Origin of the sequence: Micromonospora sp. MH33 (assembly GCF_003013775.1) — a bacterium.
Lineage (GTDB): Bacteria > Actinomycetota > Actinomycetes > Mycobacteriales > Micromonosporaceae > Micromonospora > Micromonospora fulviviridis.
In genome coordinates, this window is the sequence record NZ_MUYZ01000124.1 from 1 (window position 1) to 17,777 (window position 17,777).

The 17,777-nt window shown below is 73.9% G+C and carries 18 protein-coding genes; 11 read left to right on the forward strand and 7 right to left on the reverse strand.

Annotated features, from left to right (window positions below; genetic code table 11):
* The first annotated feature begins 162 nt into the window (after positions 1–162).
* The 11 genes from alr (at position 163) to B0E53_RS19310 (ending at position 10,634) form a co-directional block, all read left to right on the forward strand.
* The gene (alr, locus tag B0E53_RS19260) at positions 163–1,281 is read left to right on the forward strand and encodes an alanine racemase (RefSeq protein ID WP_107077339.1); all 1,119 of its coding nucleotides are present in this window, start codon (positions 163–165) and stop codon (positions 1,279–1,281) included.
* A gap of 55 nt (positions 1,282–1,336) precedes the next feature.
* Entirely contained in the window at positions 1,337–2,428 is a 1,092-nt protein-coding gene (locus B0E53_RS19265) for an alpha/beta hydrolase (protein WP_107077340.1), read from the forward strand.
* Positions 2,425–2,907, forward strand: a complete 483-nt coding sequence (tsaE, locus tag B0E53_RS19270) for a tRNA (adenosine(37)-N6)-threonylcarbamoyltransferase complex ATPase subunit type 1 TsaE (RefSeq protein ID WP_107077341.1) — start codon at positions 2,425–2,427, stop codon at positions 2,905–2,907. Before B0E53_RS19265 ends, tsaE begins: the two co-directional genes overlap by 4 nt.
* Before the next feature lie 61 nt (positions 2,908–2,968).
* Positions 2,969–3,670, forward strand: a complete 702-nt coding sequence (gene ung / locus B0E53_RS19275; RefSeq protein WP_107077342.1) for a uracil-DNA glycosylase — start codon at positions 2,969–2,971, stop codon at positions 3,668–3,670.
* A 78-nt stretch (positions 3,671–3,748) separates the two neighbouring features.
* On the forward strand, positions 3,749–4,597 hold the full coding sequence (locus B0E53_RS19280; RefSeq protein WP_246835488.1) for a maleylpyruvate isomerase family mycothiol-dependent enzyme: 849 nt from the start codon (positions 3,749–3,751) through the stop codon (positions 4,595–4,597).
* Between the two features lie 59 nt (positions 4,598–4,656).
* A complete protein-coding gene (gene tsaB, locus B0E53_RS19285; protein ID WP_107077344.1) occupies positions 4,657–5,334 on the forward strand; it encodes a tRNA (adenosine(37)-N6)-threonylcarbamoyltransferase complex dimerization subunit type 1 TsaB in 678 nt (225 codons plus the stop codon).
* Positions 5,331–5,783 (forward strand): ribosomal protein S18-alanine N-acetyltransferase, encoded by a 453-nt coding sequence (rimI, locus tag B0E53_RS19290; RefSeq protein ID WP_107077345.1) that lies wholly within the window; start codon positions 5,331–5,333, stop codon positions 5,781–5,783. Before tsaB ends, rimI begins: the two co-directional genes overlap by 4 nt.
* Before the next feature lie 5 nt (positions 5,784–5,788).
* Positions 5,789–6,835: a tRNA (adenosine(37)-N6)-threonylcarbamoyltransferase complex transferase subunit TsaD gene (gene tsaD, locus B0E53_RS19295; protein ID WP_107077346.1), complete on the forward strand. Its 1,047-nt coding sequence runs from the start codon at positions 5,789–5,791 to the stop codon at positions 6,833–6,835.
* A 19-nt stretch (positions 6,836–6,854) separates the two neighbouring features.
* On the forward strand, positions 6,855–7,109 hold the full coding sequence (locus B0E53_RS19300) for a hypothetical protein (RefSeq protein ID WP_091262671.1): 255 nt from the start codon (positions 6,855–6,857) through the stop codon (positions 7,107–7,109).
* A gap of 73 nt (positions 7,110–7,182) precedes the next feature.
* Positions 7,183–8,889, forward strand: a complete 1,707-nt coding sequence (locus B0E53_RS19305; RefSeq protein ID WP_107077353.1) for an ABC transporter ATP-binding protein — start codon at positions 7,183–7,185, stop codon at positions 8,887–8,889.
* The gene (locus B0E53_RS19310; protein WP_107077347.1) at positions 8,886–10,634 is read left to right on the forward strand and encodes an ABC transporter ATP-binding protein; all 1,749 of its coding nucleotides are present in this window, start codon (positions 8,886–8,888) and stop codon (positions 10,632–10,634) included. The genes B0E53_RS19305 and B0E53_RS19310 overlap by 4 nt, the downstream gene beginning before the upstream one ends.
* 52 nt (positions 10,635–10,686) lie before the next feature.
* On the opposite strand, the gene B0E53_RS19315 is transcribed toward B0E53_RS19310, so the two are convergent.
* The 7 genes from B0E53_RS19315 to B0E53_RS19345 form a co-directional block, all read right to left on the reverse strand.
* Positions 10,687–11,424, reverse strand: a complete 738-nt coding sequence (locus B0E53_RS19315) for a DUF4142 domain-containing protein (RefSeq protein WP_107077348.1) — start codon at positions 11,422–11,424, stop codon at positions 10,687–10,689.
* A gap of 124 nt (positions 11,425–11,548) precedes the next feature.
* On the reverse strand, positions 11,549–12,730 hold the full coding sequence (locus tag B0E53_RS19320) for an ROK family protein (RefSeq protein WP_107077354.1): 1,182 nt from the start codon (positions 12,728–12,730) through the stop codon (positions 11,549–11,551).
* Positions 12,731–12,755: 25 nt separating this feature from the next.
* Positions 12,756–14,015 carry an ABC transporter permease gene (locus B0E53_RS19325; RefSeq protein ID WP_107077349.1) on the reverse strand — a complete coding sequence of 420 codons (1,260 nt, stop codon included), beginning with the start codon at positions 14,013–14,015 and terminating at the stop codon, positions 12,756–12,758.
* The gene (locus B0E53_RS19330; protein ID WP_107077350.1) at positions 14,012–14,821 is read right to left on the reverse strand and encodes an ATP-binding cassette domain-containing protein; all 810 of its coding nucleotides are present in this window, start codon (positions 14,819–14,821) and stop codon (positions 14,012–14,014) included. Before B0E53_RS19330 ends, B0E53_RS19325 begins: the two co-directional genes overlap by 4 nt.
* 113 nt (positions 14,822–14,934) lie before the next feature.
* Positions 14,935–16,035, reverse strand: coding sequence for a substrate-binding domain-containing protein (locus B0E53_RS19335; protein ID WP_107077351.1), 1,101 nt, complete (start codon positions 16,033–16,035; stop codon positions 14,935–14,937).
* Between the two features lie 214 nt (positions 16,036–16,249).
* Positions 16,250–16,729 carry a Cys-tRNA(Pro) deacylase gene (gene ybaK, locus B0E53_RS19340; RefSeq protein WP_107077352.1) on the reverse strand — a complete coding sequence of 160 codons (480 nt, stop codon included), beginning with the start codon at positions 16,727–16,729 and terminating at the stop codon, positions 16,250–16,252.
* Between the two features lie 47 nt (positions 16,730–16,776).
* On the reverse strand, positions 16,777–17,777 hold a 1,001-nt coding region (locus B0E53_RS19345; protein WP_107077355.1), incomplete at its 5' end, for a methyltransferase domain-containing protein.

The window sequence follows — 17,777 nt, forward strand, 5'->3', positions numbered from 1 at the left end:
GTGACCGCGCCCGACGTGGCGACCGCGCTCCGCCCGGTACTGGCCCGGCTGGGCTGAACGCGCCGGCGGCCGGGGCCACGAGCGGCGGCTGCCGCCGGCGGGCGGGCGATCGGCCGCGCGGCTCAGGGCCACGGTGATCACGGACGGAAGTAGGCTGGGGGCATGTGGCAGTCGGAGGTGCGCGTCGACCTGGACGCGATCCGGGAGAACGTGGCCCGGCTCAAGTCGGGCACCAGCGCCGAGCTGATGGCGGTGGTCAAGGCCGACGGGTACGGCCACGGCATGGTTCCGGCGGCCCACGCGGCGCTCGACGCCGGGGCGGACTGGCTCGGCGTCTGCACCCTCGACGAGGCGCTCCTGCTGCGCCAGGAGGGGGTCACCGCGCCCGTGCTGGCCTGGCTGCTCGACCCGGGGCTGCCGCTGCACGACGGGATCGCGGTCGGCGTCGACCTGGGCTGCGCCAGCCTCACCCAGCTCGACGAGATGGTCGAGGCGGGCCGGCGGGCGGACCGCCCGGCCCGGTTGCACCTCAAGATCGACACCGGGCTGGCCCGCGGCGGGGCCACCGTCGCCGACTGGCCGGCGCTGCTGGAGGCCGCCGCGAAGGCCCAGGCCGACGGCCTGGTCGAGGTGGTCGGCGTGTGGAGCCACTTCGTGTACGCGGACTCGCCCGGCCACCCCACCACCGACCGGCAGTTGGCGGTGTTCCACGAGGGGCTGGAGATGGTGGAGCGGGCCGGGCTGCGCCCCCGCTACCGGCACCTGGCCAACTCGGCGGCCACCCTGACCCGCCCGGACACCCACTTCGACCTGGTCCGTCCCGGCCTGGCGGCCTACGGCCTCTCCCCGATCGAGGGCGAGCAGTTCGGCCTGCGCCCGGCGATGACCGCCCGGGCCCGGGTGATGCTCACCAAGCGGGTCCCGGCCGGCACCGGCGTCTCGTACGGCCACACCTACCTGACCAGGCAGGAGGCGAACCTGGCGGTCGTCCCGCTCGGCTACGCCGACGGGGTGCCGCGGCACGCCTCGAACACCGGTCCGGTGCAGCTCGCCGGCAAGCGGCGGACCATCTCCGGGCGGGTCTGCATGGACCAGTTCGTGGTCGACTGCGGCGAGGACGAGGTGGCCGCCGGTGACGTGGCCGTCCTCTTCGGCAGCGGCGCGGACGGCGAGCCCACGGCCGACGACTGGGCCGAGGCGGTGGGCACCATCAACTACGAGATCGTGACCCGGTTCGGTGGTGTCCGGGTGCCCCGCGTCTACGACGGCGAGCGCCCGTGAGCGCGAGGAGTGAGCCGGGGTTGCGAGCCCCGCAGTCGCGAACCGAGGCGGCACCATGAGTCAGCGGTTCCGGATTCCGCGGCCGCGCACCGCCGCGGGTCGGGTCGCCGGGGTGGTGGGCGCCGCGGTCGGCGTCGCCGCCGCCGGGCTCGCCGCGGGGGTGGTGAGCGAGCGGGTCCTGGTCCGCCGCCTCAAGTCCGACCCCACCGATCCCTACGCGAGCGAGGTCTTCGGCGAGCAGCGGTACGACGAGGCGTGCCTGGTGGAGATGCCGGACGGCACCGACATCCACGTGGAGGTGGTCGAGCCGACCCGGCCGGTCGCCGGGCACCCGACCGTGGTGCTGGTGCACGGTTTCTGCCTGGACATGGGGACGTTCCACTTCCAGCGCAAGATGCTCGCCGCGCGCGGCGACTACCGGGTCGTCGCCTACGAGCAGCCCGGGCACGGCCGCTCCGGGAAGCTGGAGGGCGGCGACTACGACCTGGCCGCGCTGGGTCGCACCCTGCGTCGGGTGATCGACGAGGTGGCGCCGGAAGGGCCGCTGGTGCTGATCGGCCACTCGATGGGCGGCATGACGATCATGGCGCTGGCCGAGCTCTACCCGGAGCTGTTCGGCGACCGGGTGGTCGGCACGGTGCTGATGGCCACCTCGGGCGGGCTGCTCGCGGAGACCAAGCTGGTGGCGCCCGCGCTGCTCGGCCGGGTCGGCGCGCCGGTGATCTACATGATGAGCAACGCCACCCGGTACGGCGGCACGGTGATCGACAAGGCCCGCAAGTCGACCTCCAACGTGGCCTGGCTGCTCACCCGCAAGTACGGCTTCGGCACCCCGAAGCCCAGCCCGGCCCTGGTGTCGTACGTCGAGACGATGAACTCCCGCACCTCGGCCGACACGGTCACCCGCTACCTGCGCACCCTGGCCACCCACTCCCGGTTCCCGGCGCTGGCCGCGCTGGCCGGCACGCCGGTGCTGGTGATCGTGGGGGACAAGGACATGATCACGCCGGTGACCCACTCCGAGGAGATCGTCCGGCGGCTGCCCCACGCCGAGTTCGTGAAGATCCACGACAGCGGGCACGTGGTGATGTTGGAGCACGCCGACGAGGTGAACGCGGCACTGGAGAGGTTCCTGGAATCGCTGTGACAACGGTCCTCGAGTTGAAGACGGTCGACGACACCCACGAGTTCGGCCGCCGGCTGGCCGGGGTGCTGCGCGCGGGCGACCTGCTGCTGCTCAGCGGCCCGCTGGGCGCCGGCAAGACCGCGCTGACCCAGGGCATCGGCGCCGGTCTCGGGGTGCGCGGCGACATCACCTCGCCGACCTTCGTGATCGCCCGGGTGCACCGGCCGGATCCGGCCCGGGGCGGCCGGGTGAGCCTGGTGCACGCCGACGCGTACCGGCTGGGGGAGTCGGCCGACCCGCGCGCCGAGATCGACGACCTGGACCTGGACGCCTCGGTGGACGAGGCGGTCACCGTGGTCGAGTGGGGCGAGGGGATGGTCGAGCAGCTGGTCGACGCCCACCTGCGGGTCCGCATCGACCGGCGGGACGACGACACCCGGGTGGTCACCCTGGAACCGGTGGGCGGCGACTGGGCGCGGCGGCTGGCCGCCCTGGACTGACCGCTGTCGTACCCGCTGCCTACAGTTCCGGGGACCGATCAGACGCGGTGAAAGGTTGCCGATGCCCGACGACGCCCCCACCCTCGACCTGCTGGCGCTCCTGCCCGACGCCTGGCGCGCGGCGCTCACCCCGCACCTCGACCCCGCCCGCACCGCGGCGCTGGCCGAGTTCGTCGCCGGGGAATACGCCACCCGGACGGTCTTCCCGCCGGTCGAGGACCTGTTCTCGGCCTACCGGCTGTGCGGGCCGGCGCAGACCCGGGTGCTGATCCTCGGGCAGGACCCGTACCACAAGGCGGGGCAGGCGCACGGGCTGAGCTTCAGCGTGCGTGAGGGGGTGGCGGTGCCGCCGTCGCTGCGCAACGTCTTCAAGGAGCTGGGCGAGGACCTGGGTGTGCCGAAGCCGGCCGGCGGCAACCTGAGCGGCTGGGCGGCGCAGGGCGTGCTGCTGCTCAACGCGGTGCTCACCGTCCGGCAGGCCACCCCCGGCTCGCACGCGAACAAGGGCTGGGAGGAGTTCACCGACGCCACCATCCGGGCCCTCGACGCGCTGGAGCAGCGGGTGGTCTTCCTGCTCTGGGGCGGCTACGCGCGCAAGAAGGCCGCCCTGGTCACCAACCCGAACCACGTGGTGCTGGAGGCCGGCCACCCGAGCCCGATGAACCCGCGCGGCTTCCTGGGCAGCCGGCCGTTCAGCGCGGCCAACAAGGCGCTCGCCGACGCCGGCCTGCCCACCATCGACTGGGAACGCACCGCCGGCTGAGCATCGACGCAGGGCTATCGTTTCGTGGCGGACGGTAGTAGGCTCTGCCCCGTTCGCGCCCGGAGCGGGGAGGTGGCGGTGTCGGCGACCATCACGTCGGACGGCTGGTCGACGGCGCCGGCGGCACTGGCGGAGACCGCCGACCGGTTCCTGGCGCTGGCCCGCTCGGTTCCGCCGGAGACGATGGTCACCGCCGACTGGACGGCCGCCGAGACCCTGGCCCACCTGGCCTCGGTCGCCTGGCTCTACGTCGGGCTGGTCGACCCGGCCGGCGAGCCGCTGCCGGTCCCCGGGCTCGGTGAGCGGCTACCGCTGGTGACCGTCGACACCGTGGCCGACGCCAACGACCTGGTGCTGCGGCACCTGACCGAGCGCGACCCGGCACACCTGCTCGACCGGCTGCGCCGCGACGTGGACCGGCTGCTGGCGATCTGCGCCGACCGCAGCCCCGACGAGGTGGTGCCCTGGCTCGGTGACGCCCGCGTCCCGCTCCCCGGCCTCCTCGCCCACCTGGTCAACGAACTGCTGCTGCACGGCTGGGACCTGGCCCGGGCGACCGGCCGGCCGTGGTCGGTCCCGTCCCGGGACGCGGTGCTCTTCCTCGACCTCTTCCTGGCCGGGGTGGTCCGGCACGGCTACGGCCGGCTGCTCGACGGGGTGGATCCGCCGCGCCGCCGGATCGTGGTGCGGTTCGCCTCGGCGTACGCGGCGCCGCTGACGCTCGCGCTGGCCGACGGGCGGGTGCGGTTCGCCGCCCCGGACGAGCGGCCGGACGCCCGGGTCCGTTTCGACCCGGCGACGCTCAACCTGATGATGTTCGGGCGGATCAGCCGGGCCCGCGCCGTGCTCACCGGCCGGGTCCGCGTCGCCGGCCCGCGCCCCTGGCTGCTGCCCCAGTTCCTCAGGGTCTTCCGCACGCCGAGCTGAGCCGCGAGCGGGAGGGGCGTCACCGGCGGTAACCGGGGCGGCGACTAGGCTGGCATACCGTGCTCGTACTCGTGGTGGACTCCTCGACGCCCGCGGTGACCGCGGCGCTGGTCGAGGTCTCGGCGGACGGCGTCGCGGCCCGCGCGCAGCGGTGCACGGTCGACGCCCGGGCGCACGGCGAGCTGCTCGCCCCGCAGGTCGACGCGGTGCTGGCCGACGCCGACGCCCGCCCCGCCGACCTGGCCGCGATCGTCGCCGGGCTGGGTCCCGGGCCGTTCACGGGGCTGCGGGTGGGCCTGGTCACCGCCGCCACCATGGGCCAGGTGCTGGGCATCCCCACGTACGGGGTCTGCTCGCTGGACGGGATCGGCCACCCGGTGGCCGCCGGCGAGCCGGTGCTGGCGGCGAGCGACGCCCGCCGCCGGGAGGTCTACTGGGCCGTCTACGACGGCGCCGGCCAGCGAATCGCCGGGCCGAACGTGGACACCCCGGCGGCCGCCGCCGAGCGGGCCCGGGACCTGGCCGTCACGGTCGCGGTCGGTGACGGCGCGCACCGGTACGCGGACGTCCTCGGCCTGCCGGTGCGGGAGGAGCCGCGCTACCCGGACGCGCTGGCGCTGGCCCGCCTGGCCGCCGAGCGGATCCGCGCGGGCGCCCCCGGCGAGCCGCTCACCCCGCTCTACCTGCGTCGCCCCGACGCGGTCGCGGCCACCGGCCACAAGCCGGTCCTGCCATGAGTCAGGTCCGACTGGGCCGGTTCCGCTGGTGGCACGTCGACCAGGTGCTGCCGTTGGAGGCGGACCTGTTCGGCGCCGAGCGGTGGTCCCCGGCGATGTTCTGGAACGAGCTGGCCAACGGCCACCACTACCTGGTCGCCACCGACGAGGACGGCACGGTGCTCGGCTACGCCGGGCTGATGGTGGCGCCGCCGGACGAGGCGTGGGTGCAGAACATCGCGGTCCGCCGGGACGCGCAGCGCCGGGGGATCGGCCGGCTGCTGCTGGAGGCGTTGCTCGCCGAGGCGGCCCGGCACGGGGTGCGCAGCACGCTGCTGGAGGTCGCCGCGGACAACGCCCCCGCGCAGCGGCTCTACGCGATGTACGGCTTCGAGCCGATCGGCGTGCGCCGCGGCTACTACCAACCGAGCAACACCGACGCGCTGGTCATGCAGCGCAACGAGGACTGACGAGCATGGCTGACGAACCACTGATCCTCGGCATCGAGACGTCCTGCGACGAGACGGGGGTGGGCATCGTCCGCGGGCACACCCTGCTCGCCGACGCGCTGGCCTCCAGCGTCGAGGAGCACGCCCGGTTCGGCGGCGTGGTGCCCGAGGTGGCCAGCCGCGCCCACCTGGAGGCCATCGTGCCGACCATGGACCGGGCGCTGCGCGAGGCCGGGGTGACGATCGCCGACATCGACGCGATCGCCGTCACCTCCGGGCCGGGCCTGGCCGGCGCGCTGCTCGTCGGGGTCGCCGCCGCCAAGGGGTACGCGGTGGCCGCCGAGAAGCCGGTGTACGGGGTGAACCACCTCGCCGCGCACGTGGCCGTGGACACCCTGGAGCACGGTCCGCTGCCCGAGCCGGCCATCGCCCTGCTGGTCTCCGGCGGGCACTCCTCGCTGCTGCGCGTCGACGACCTGGCCCGGGAGGTCACCCCGCTCGGCTCGACCATCGACGACGCGGCCGGCGAGGCGTTCGACAAGGTGGCCCGGCTGCTCGGGCTGCCCTTCCCGGGCGGCCCGTTCATCGACCGGGAGGCGCGGGCCGGTGACCCGGCGGCGATCGCCTTCCCGCGCGGGCTGACCGCCCCCAAGGACCTGGCCGGGCACCGGTACGACTTCTCCTTCTCCGGGCTGAAGACGGCGGTGGCCCGCTGGGTGGAGGCGCGGCAGCGGGCCGGCGAGGCGGTGCCGGTGGCCGACGTGGCCGCGTCCTTCCAGGAGGCGGTCTGCGACGTGCTGGTCGGCAAGGCGGTGGACGCGTGCCGGAGCAGCGGTATCGACACCCTGGTGATCGGCGGTGGGGTGGCGGCCAACTCGCGGCTGCGGGCGATGGCGGAGCACCAGGCCGCGAAGCACGGCGTCCGGGTGCGTACGCCACGGCCGAAGCTCTGCACCGACAACGGCGCCATGGTGGCCGCGCTCGGCTCGCACCTGGTCGCCGCGGGCGTCGCCCCGAGCCGGCTGGACCTGCCGGCCGACTCCGCCATGCCGCTGACCGTGGTCAGTGTCTGAGGCGGGGGAGGGGACCGACGTGATCGTCCGGATGTGGGAGGCGAAGGCCGAGCCGTACGGGTTCGCCGACCTGATCACCTGGGTGTGCGAGACCGCGCTGCCCGAGTTCGAGCACGAGCCGCTGCACCTGTCCAGCGAGGTGTTCTCCTCCACCGACCACCGCGTGGTGGTGATCTCGAAGTGGCGGAGTAACCCGCGGGAGCTGCCCGAGCCGCCCATGCGGCTGGTCGCCCGGCCGCCGCACAGCTGGGACTTCACGCAGGTCGATCGCTGACCCGGCGGGCCGCCTGGACCGGCGGGAAACTGATTGGCGCCGGCCCGGGCCCGGCACCTAGCGTCGGGTGGTCATGCGTTTCTCACCCGCCGGTGATCCCGGTACCCCCGACGCCCGGTCCGCCACCCGTTACCTGGTCTGGCTCGCCGGTCGGCGTCCCCTGTTCTTCGGCTCGGCCATCGCCCTGGGCGTCATCTGGATGGTGGCCCAGGCGCTGATGCCGGCGGCCGTCGGCCGGGCCATCGACGCCGGCCTGGCCCACCGTGACCCGGACGCCCTGCTCCGCTGGGGTCTCGTCCTGCTGGGCCTGGGCGTCGTCCAGGCCGCGGCCGGCATCCTGCGGCACCGCTGTGCGGTGCACAACTGGCTCGGCGCCGCGTACCGGACGGTGCAGGTCACCGTGGACGCCACCAACCGGCTCGGCGCCGCGCTGCCCCGCCGGGTCGCTGCGGGCGAGGTGGTGAGCATCGGTACGGCCGACATCGAGCACATCGGCAGCGCCGTCGACATCACGGCCCGGGGCACCGGCGCGGTGGTCGCGATCGCCACCGTGGCGGTGATCCTACTCACCGCCTCCGTGCCGCTCGGCCTGGTGGTGGTGCTCGGGGTGCCGCTGCTCATGGCGCTGGTGGCGCTGCTGATCCGGCCGCTGCACCGGCAGCAGGCGGCGTACCGGGAGTCGACCGGCGAGCTGACCGCCCGGGCCGCCGACATCGTCTCCGGGCTGCGGGTGCTGCGCGGGGTGGGCGGCGAGCCGATGCTGGGCGCCCGCTACCGGGAGCAGTCCCAGGCGCTGCGGGCGGACGGCCTGCGGGTGGCCCGGGTGGAGTCGCTGATCCAGGCCGCGCAGATCCTGCTGCCCGGTGTCTTCGTGGTGCTGGTGACCTGGCTCGGGGCCCGGTTCGCGCTGCGCGGTGAGATCAGCGCCGGCCAGTTGGTCTCCTTCTACGGCTACACGGCGTTCCTGGTCAGTCCGCTGCGCAACCTCACCGAGGCGGCCGACAAGCTGACCCGGGGGCACGTGGCGGCCCGCCGGGTGGTGCGGCTGCTCCGCCTCGCCCCCGAGTTCACCGACCCGGCCCGCCCGGTGCCGGTGCCCGAGGGGCCGGGCGAGCTGGTGGACGTCCGCTCCGGGCTGGTGCTGCGGCCGGGCCGGCTCACCGCGCTGGCCGCCACCGCGCCCGAGGACGCCGCCGAGATCGCCGACCGGCTCGGCCGGTACGTCGACGGGGACGTGACGCTGCACGGCGTACCGCTGCGGGACGTGGCGCTGGCGACGGTGCGCGAGCGGATCCTGGTGGCCGACAACGACGCGCAGCTGTTCAGCGGCGCGCTCCGCACGGAGCTGGACCCGCGCGACCGGGGCGATCACCACGCCATCGAGGCGGCGCTGGTCGCGGCGAGCGCCACGGACATCGTCGAGGCGCTGCCCGGCGGCCTGGACAGCCCGGTCGCCGAGCGCGGCCGGGAGTTCTCCGGCGGGCAGCGGCAGCGGCTGCGGCTGGCCCGGGCGCTGGTCGCCGACCCGGAGACGCTCATCCTGGTCGAGCCGACCAGCGCGGTGGACGCGCACACCGAGGCGCGGATCGCCGACCGGCTGGCCGCCGCCCGGCACGGCCGGACCACGCTGGTCTGCACCACCAGCCCGCTGGTGCTCGGCCGCGCCGAGCACGTGGTCTTCGTGGAGGACGGCAAGGTGGTCGCCGAGGGCCGCCACGACGAACTGCTCGCCGCCGAGACCCGGTACCGGGCCACGGTGAGCCGGGAGGAGGACCGGTGAGCAACGCCCTGCCCGTCGCCGACGCGCAGCAGGTCCGCCGGTACGCGCGGGAGCTGGCCCGCCGGCACCCGCGCGGCCTGGCCGCCGCGCTCGGCCTGCACGCGCTCGCCGCCGCGGCCGGCCTGGTCGCGCCCCGGCTCCTCGGCGACCTGGTCGAGGGGATCTCGCGCGGCGTCGGCGCGGTCACCGTCGACCGGGTCGCCCTGGCCATCGCCGGCTTCGTGGTCGCCCAGTCGGTGCTGGTCCGCTTCGCCCACCTGGCCTCGGCCCGGCTCGGCGAGCGGGTCCTCGCCGAGCTGCGCGAGGAGTTCGTCGACCGGGTGCTCGCCCTGCCGCTGTCGACCGTGGAGCGGGCCGGCACCGGCGACCTGCTCACCCGCACCTCCCGGGACGTCGCCGCGCTGTCCCGGACGGTCCGGTTCGCCGCCCCGGAGACGCTGATCGCGGCGGTCACCGTGCTGCTGATCCTCGGCGCGCTGGTGCTGACCGGCCCGCTGCTGGTGGTGCCCTGCCTGCTCGCGGTGCCGATGCTGGTCGCCGGCACCCGCTGGTACCTGCGCCGGGCGCCGGCCGGCTACCTGCGGGAGAACGCCGCGTACTCCGACATCACCGACGGGATCAGCGAGACGGTCGAGGGGGCGCGGACCACCGAGGCGCTGCGCCAGCAGGCCCGCCGCCGGGCCCGCACCGACGCCGACATCCGCCGGTCGTACGCGGCCGAGTACTACACGCTCAACCTGCGGACGGTCTTCTTCCCCATCGCCGAGATCGGCTACCTGCTGCCGGTGGCCGGCACCCTGCTGCTCGGCGGCTGGTTCTACCTGGAGGGCTGGGCCAGCCTCGGGCAGGTCACGGCGGCCACCCTCTACGCCCAGCAGCTGGTGGACCCGGTCGACCGGCTGCTCTCCTGGCTGGACGAGTTCCAGGTCGGCGGCGCCTCGCTGGCCCGGCTGCTCGGCGTGGCCGCCGAGCCGGCCGAAACCTCCGCCGCGCCGCCGGACCGGCGGCCGGTCACCGACGACGGGCGGCTCGCCGCCCACGACGTCCGGTACGCGTACCGCGCCGGCCACGACGTGCTGCACGGGGTGACCCTGGTGCCCCGGCCGGGGGAGAAGCTGGCCATGGTCGGCCCGTCCGGCGCGGGGAAGTCCACCCTGGGCCGGCTGCTGGCCGGGGTGCACGCGCCGCGCGCCGGCGCGGTGACGGTGGACGGCCGGCCGCTCAGCGGGCTGCCCCTGGCCGAGCTGCGCACCCACGTCGCGCTGGTCAGCCAGGAGCACCACGTGTTCATCGGCACGCTGACCGACAACGTGGCGATGGTCCGTCCGGACGCCGGCCCCGCCGAGGTACGCGCCGCGCTGGCCGCGGTCGACGCCCTGGACTGGGCGGAGGCGCTGCCGGACGGGCTGGACACCCGGGTCGGCGCCGGCGGGCATCCGCTCTCGCCGGCCCAGGCGCAGCAGCTCGCGTTGGCCCGGCTGGTGCTCGCCGACCCGCACACCCTGGTGCTGGACGAGGCCACCTCGCTGATCGACCCGCGGGCGGCCCGGGCGCTGGAACGCTCGCTGGCCGCGGTGCTCCAGGGCCGGACGGTGATCGCCATCGCGCACCGGCTCTTCTCCGCGCACGATGCGGACCGGGTGGCGGTGGTGGAGGACGGCCGGATCACGGAGCTGGGCTCGCACGACGAGCTGGTCGCCGCCGGCGGCTCGTACGCCGCACTATGGCGGTCCTGGCACGGCTGAGCGCAGAGGCCCCCACCGGAACGCCGGTGGGGGCCTCGTGCGGGCAGCGCGGTCAGGAGCGGCGCAGCAGCCGCCAGGTCGCGTACCCGCCGGTGGCCAGGGCGAGCAGGAAGACGGCCCACACCACGGTGGTGCTGACCTGGACCCCGCCGTTGGTGCCGACGTTGGCCCCGGCGGCGGCGATCAGCGAGTCACTCTGCGCCGGGGGCATCGCGGGAGGCGGGAGCTGCTGCCAGCGGACCAGCCCGGTGCTCTCCAGCATCAGCATGTGATTGGTGACGAAGGTGTTCGCCTGGTCGGCGAGCTTGCGCACGATCGGGTCCCGGGTGCTGGCCCGAACCGCGCCGATCACCGGGAAGATGTTGCCGTGCGCGACCCGCAGCCGGGTCACGAAGATCTGGTCGAACTGGGCGCCGGTGGCGTTCTGCATCTCGGTCAGCCAGCCCTGCTGCTGGGTGGTCGGGGTGGTCGGCAGGGTGGCGCCCAGCTTGTTCGCGGCCTCGACCACGAGCTGGTCCAGGACGCCGTGCTGCCGGGCGATCTCCGCGCCGACCTCGCGTACCCGCTTCGACTGGCCCTTCTCGGCGGCCATCTGCCCGGCCGGCATCTCCCAGAGCCCGGCCAGTCGTACCCCGTTGAGCAGCGTCATGTCGGCGGCGTTGAGCTGCACACCGGGGTTGGGCGCGGCCAGCGCCGCGCCGGGAAGCACGCCGATCCCCGCGGCGAGCGCGACGAGCAGCAGGATCACCCGGTGCGCCAGCCGGCGGCGTGCGGATTCCAGCGGTGCCATGGTTGCGGTGCCTCCTCGGTCCGGACCGGTACGCGGGATGGCGCGGACGGCCGCCCCCGCGGCCGTCCGTCCGCCCACTGGTACGGATCACGACCCGATTCAGTTCACCGGGATCGGGGGCCGGTCAGCCGACGTCGAGCGGGTCGGCGAGGAGGCGTTCGAAGGCCAGCTCGGCGGCGCCGATCAGCGTCGCGTCGTCACCGAGCTTCGGGGTACGCAGCCGCACGTGCTCCAGGCAGGCCGGCAGCCCGTTGGAGTTGAGCCGGCTGCGCACCTGGGCGGCGGCGGCCAGGTAGAGGTCGCGCATGGTGCCGCCGAAGATGACCATCTCCGGGTTGAAGATGTTGACCAGGTTGGCCACGCCGAAGCCGAGCCAGTCGCCGGCCTGCCGCACCGCGGTCTGGGCGCGCGCGTCGCCCCGGTCGGCGGCGTCGAAGAGGGCCAGCAGCGCCTCCCGGCCCCGGGCGTCGGAGCGGCCGGCGGCCCGGAGCAGCCCGTGCTCGCCGATTTCGGTCTCCCAGCAGCCGCGCCGCCCGCAGTCGCAGCGCATGCCGTCGCGGACCACCACCATGTGGCCGACCTCGCCGCTGTAGCCGCCGTGCCCGGTGAGCCGCCGCCCGCCGGCGATGATGCCGGCCCCGACGCCGACGTCCCCGTACAGGTAGATGACGTTGTCGCAGCCGGCCGCGACGCCCCGGGCGTGCTCCGCGAAGGCCGCCACGTCGGCCACGTTGCCCACCGTGATGGGCACGTCGACGCCCAGCTCGGCGGCGAGCGCCGCGCCGATCGGCTCGTCCACCCAGCCGGTGGTCGGGCTGAGCCGGACCAGCCCGTCCTCGCGGCGGACCATGCCGCAGACCGCCACCCCGGCGCCGACGCAGATCGAGTCGGGCGGCACCGCCCGGTGCATCTCCCGGACCGCGTCGGCCAGCAGCGGGGCGGCCTCCCCGGCGACCAGGTTCCGCGGCCGTTCCAGCTCCCGGCGGTCGAGCACCTCACCGCCGAGCCCGACCCGCGCGGCCCGCAGCCGGTCCACCTCGATGCTGTACGCGTACGCGTAGACCCGGGCCGACTCGGGCCGGACGACCAGCGACGGTCGTCCGGCCCGGCCGGTTTCCTTCGGCGTCCCCTCGCTGACCAGACCGGCGCCGGCCAGGTCGGCGGTCAGCGCGCCGATGGTGCTGCGGTTGAGACCGAGCGCGGTGGTCAGCTCCGCGCGGGTGGTGGCCCCACGCACGTGCACGTAGCGGAGCAACGCGCCCAGGTTCTGCCGACGGATCTCGTCCTGGCTCGGTCCCGCGCGCATCGCCACCGTCACGTCCGTACCGAATTCAGCGGGTGCCGGTGGCGGCCGAGCGGCGCCGCGACAGGGCGTCGACACCGGCGGCGAGCATGAGCACCGCGCCCGTGAAGATGTACTTCAGGCCGGAGCTGAGGTCCAGCAGTCCCATGCCGTTGATGATGACAGCCACCACGGCGCCGCCGAGCACCGCGTTGATCATCCGGCCCTTGCCGCCGAAGAGGCTGGTGCCTCCGATGACGGCCGCGCCGACCGCGTAGAGCAGGACGTTGCTGCCGCCCGTGTTGGGGTCGACCGACCGGTCCTTGCTGGCCGCGATGATGCCACCGATTGCGGCCATCCCCGAGCAGATCACGAAGGCGGAGATCTTGATCCGGTCCACGTTGATGCCGGCCCGCCGCGCGGCTTCCGCGTTCCCGCCGACCGCGTAGAGGTGCCGGCCGTACGCGGTGCGGTTGAGCACGAACGTCCAGAAGACCAGCAGGACCGCGATGATGGGCACGACCACCGGCATGCCCTTGTTCGACGTGATCAGCGTGTTGATGCTGCGCTCCTGGTTGAGCACGTAGACGGCGAAGCCGATCAGGACGGCGACCCCGACGATCCGGGCGCCCACCACGGCGATCGGGTCGGTGAGCAGGCCGCGGGCGGCCCGGTTCCGGTGCCGCAGGAGCTGCGCGGCGGCGTACCCGAGGATCGCGACGGCGGCCAGCAGCCAGCCGACGGCCGGCGGGATCCGGCCGTTCTCGATGCCGACGATCACGTCGTCACCGATCGAGATGTTGGTGCCCTCCTTCATCAGCAGCAGCACCACACCCTGGAAGGCGAGGAAGCCGGCCAGGGTGACCACGAAGGACGGGATGCCCACCTTGGCCACCAGGAAGCCGAGTGTCAGACCGATGATCACGCCGGTGGCGAGGGCGGCCAGCACCGCCACGTACCAGGGGTAGCCGAGCACGCTGACGACGTTGGCCAGGATGGCCGCGCACACGCCGCTGGCGAAGCCGGCGGAGAGGTCGATCTCACCGAGCAGCAGCACGAAGATCAGGCCCATCGCGATCACCGTGACGGCGGCGCCCTGGGTGAAGAGGTTGGCGAAGTTCGCGGCGGAGAAGAAGACCGGGCGCACGATCGCGAAGACGAGGCAGAGCACGACGAGGCCGATGACGGCGGGCAGGGAACCGAGGTCGCCGCCGCGTACCCGGGCGACGTAGTTGCGGACGTGGTCGGCGACGGCGGGCGTGGGCGTGACGGCCGCCGGTCCGTCCTTCTTCACAGCGGTGGTGGTCATCGAAGGGCTCCCGGGGTCGCGTCGGCGGGCTCGCTGCCGTTGCCCGACCCGGCGCCGAGGCCGAGGTTGCCGGAGCGGCCGGCGGTGATCAGCTCGACCACCTGCGAGTGAGTGATCTCGGTGGTCTTCACCTGGGCGACCATCTGGCCGAGGTAGAGCGCGGCGATCCGGTCGGAGACGGCGAAGACGTCGTTCATGTTGTGCGAGATGAGGACCACGGCCAGGCCCTTGTCGGCCAGCCGGCGGACCAGCTCCAGCACCTGGGCGGTCTGCGCCACGCCGAGCGCGGCGGTCGGCTCGTCCAGGATGACCAGCTTGCTGTTCCAGAGCACGGCCTTGGCGATGGCCACGGTCTGCCGCTGCCCGCCGGAGAGGCTGGACACGTGCTGGCGCAGCGACTTGACGGTGCGGACACTCAACCCGGCCAGGGTCTCGGCCGCCAACTGCTCCATGGTCGGCTCGTCCAGCACCACCCCGCTGCGCTTCTCCCGGCCCAGGAACATGTTCTGCACGATGTCGAGGTTGTCGCAGAGCGCGAGGTCCTGGTAGACCACCTCGATGCCGAGTCCGGCGGCGTCACGCGGGTTGTGGATGGTCACCGGTCGCCCGTCGAAGAGAACCTCGCCGGCATCGGTGGGGTAGATGCCGCTGATGCACTTCACCAGGGTGGACTTGCCGGCGCCGTTGTCGCCGACCAGCGCGGTCACCTCACCGGGATGGGCCGAGAAGGCGACGTCGCGCAGAACCTGGACGGGACCGAAGCTCTTGTCGATCCCGCGTAGCTCCAGCAGGGGGGTCGCGGACACGGGGGTCTCCTTTGGACGGAGGGGAGATCTCGGAGCCCGTCCGTGGCGTGCCGCCCGGCACGGTGGTCACCGTGCCGGGCGGCGTCGCCGGAGCGGGTTGGGTGTGGGGCGGGTCAGCTGATGCCGGCGTCGGCGCAGAGCTTGGTGTACGCCCCGGTGCAGAGCTCTTCCTTGGTGACGAAGCCGTCGGTCACGACGTCCTTGACGTTGTCCTTGTAGATGGCCTTCGGGGTGAGCAGGACGGCGGCCACGTCACGGCCACCCTCCGGGTCCTTGACCGTCTGGCCGGTCTCCTTCTTCTCGCCCTTGGCCAGCGAGATCGCCAGGTCCGAGGCGGCCTTCGCCTCCTCCTTGATGGCCTTGTAGACCGTCATGCACTGGTCACCGGCGAGGATGTTCTGCAGGCCCTGGACGGTGGCGTCCTGGCCGGTCACCGGCACCTTGCCGTTGAGCTTGTTCTTCTTCAGCACCGAGATGGCCGCGTTGCCGAGACCGTCGTTGGCGGCCAGCACACCGTCGATCTTGCCCTTGGTCTGGGTGAGCATCTGCTCGAAGATCACGCCGGCCTGAGCGTTGTCCCAGTCCGGAACCGACTGGTCCGGGCCCTTCACGTACTCCTTCGAGTCGAACTTCGGCTTGAGCACCGAGTCGTACCCGTTCTTGAACAGCGTGGCGTTGTTGTCGGTGGGGGAGCCGTTCAGGTAGGCCACGACGGGGCTCTTGGCGCCCTTGTCGGTCAGGCACTTGCTCAGGCCCTCGCCCTGGAGCTTGCCGACCGCCTCGTTGTCGAAGCTGACGTAGTACTGGGCGGAGCCGCCCAGGGTCAGCCGGTCGTAGTCGATGGTGGCGACGCCCTGCGACTTGGCCTTCTCCAGCACGGCCTTGCCGGTGCCGGAGTCCAGGTTGACGATCATCAGGGCGGTGACGCCGCTGGTCAGCATGCCGTCGGCGATGGTGGAGAAGGCGGACTTGTCGCCCTGGGCGTTCTGGATGGTGTAGTCGACACCGGCGGCCTTGAAGGCCTCCTCCAGGAACTTGCGGTCCGCGCCCTCCCAGCGGGCGGAGGACTTGCTGTCCGGGAGGATCACGCCGATCTTCGGCTTCTTGTCGGTCGAGCCGCCGGCCTGGTCGGAACCGCCGTTGTCACCGCAGGCGGCCATGCTGCCGGTCGCGAGAAGACCGACGGCCGCGAAAGTGAGGAAGCCCTTGCGCATGTGCATGGGTCCTTTCGGGGGTTGGGGGAGTTGTCGGTGGTTTGTTGTGTCCGGCAACGTATTCCTCCCGTCCGGACAGGCGCAAGAGAGCCGAGGTCAGAAGTTTGTTGGCGGCGGTAACAATTCAGCAACGCAACTGACACCCCGCCGTCACCGGGTGAGAGCGCTCCCCGGCCCGGCGTGCGGAAACGCTCCCAGCCGGCCGACGGGCGGGTCAGCCCGCGGCGATCGGAGCGGTGACGGCCCCGGTGAGGGCGACCAGATCGGCCGGGGCGAGTTGCAGTTGCAGGCCCCGGCGCCCCGCCGACACGTAGACCGTCGGATGCGCCAGCGCGGAGGCGTCGACGACCGTGGGCAGCCGCTTGCGCTGGCCGAGCGGGCTGATCCCGCCGCGGACGTAGCCGGTGGCCCGCTCGGCGACCGTCCGGTCCGCCATGGCTGCCCGCTTGCCGCCGACCGCCGCGGCGAGGGCCTTGAGGTCCAGCTCTCCGGTGACCGGCACGACCGCCACGGTCAGGCCGCCGTCGACCTCGGTGACCAGTGACTTGAACACCCGGGCCGGCGGCACCCCGAGGGCCGCCGCGACCAGCGCGCCGTAGTTCGGCGCGTCCGGCGAGACGTCGTACGGGTGGGTGCTGTGAGCGATCTTCCGCTTGGTCAGCAGTGCCGTCGCCGGAGTGCCCTGTCCCGCCATGAGCGACAAGCTAACCGGCCGTCGGCCGCCGGGCGAGCCGAAAACCGTCAGGCGGGAAGCGGCCGGCAGATCAGCACGGTCGGCGCGCCGGCGACCCGGGTCAGCACCAGGCTCGCCGCCTCGTTGCCGGCCAGCTTCAGGTCCCGGCGCAGCTTCTCCGGTTCCAGCGCCGAGCCGCGCTTGAGGATCTCCACCCGGCCCACCCGGCGCTCCCGGAGCAGGGCGCGCAGCCGCTTCAGCGAGAACGGCAGCACGTCGGTGATCTCCAGGCAGCGGGCGAACGGGGTCGGTCGGGCCTCGTCGCCGTAGAGATAGGCGATGCTCGGGTCGGCCAGCGTCGCGTCGAGGACGCCGGCCAGCTCGGCGACCAGGTGCGCGCGCACCACCGCCGGATCCGGGTCGTACAGGAAGCGGCGGGGCCGGCCCACCGGAGCCTCGGCGTCGCCGCTGCCGGTGAGCGGGAAGGCGCAGGCCTTCGCTCCGGCGGAGGTCCCGGAAACCGGCCCGTCCTTCTCCCGCAGCAGGGTGGCCCGGCGGGGCACCCCGGCCAGCGCGCCGCACCAGAGCGCCGCCTCGACCAGGTCGCCGTCGACGCTCACCCACTCCGCCTCGGCGCCCGCCGGGATCAGCGCGTGGTCCAACCCCGGGGCCACCTTCACCACGGTGTGCGGCACCCGCTCGGCCAGGCCGGTGACGAAGTCCCAGGGCGGGGAGTAGGCGTTCGGGTCGAAGATCCGCCGGCCGGTGCCGGCCTTCCGGCGGGCCGGGTCGCAGAAGACCCCGTCGACCCGGGTCACGTCGAACGCCGTGGCGTCCCCGCACTCCACGGTGAACAGGTCGGCCAGCCCGGCAGCCTCGGCGTTCGCGGCCGCCATCGCGGCGGTCAGCGGGTCGGCCTCGACGCCGTACACCCGGATGCCGGCGCGGGCCGCGGCGAGCGCGTCCGCCCCGAGGCCGCAACCCAGGTCGGCGAGGGTGGCGACGCCCGCGGTGCGCAGCCGTTCCGCCCGGCGCCGGGCCACGACCCCCCGGGTGGCCTGCTCCAGGC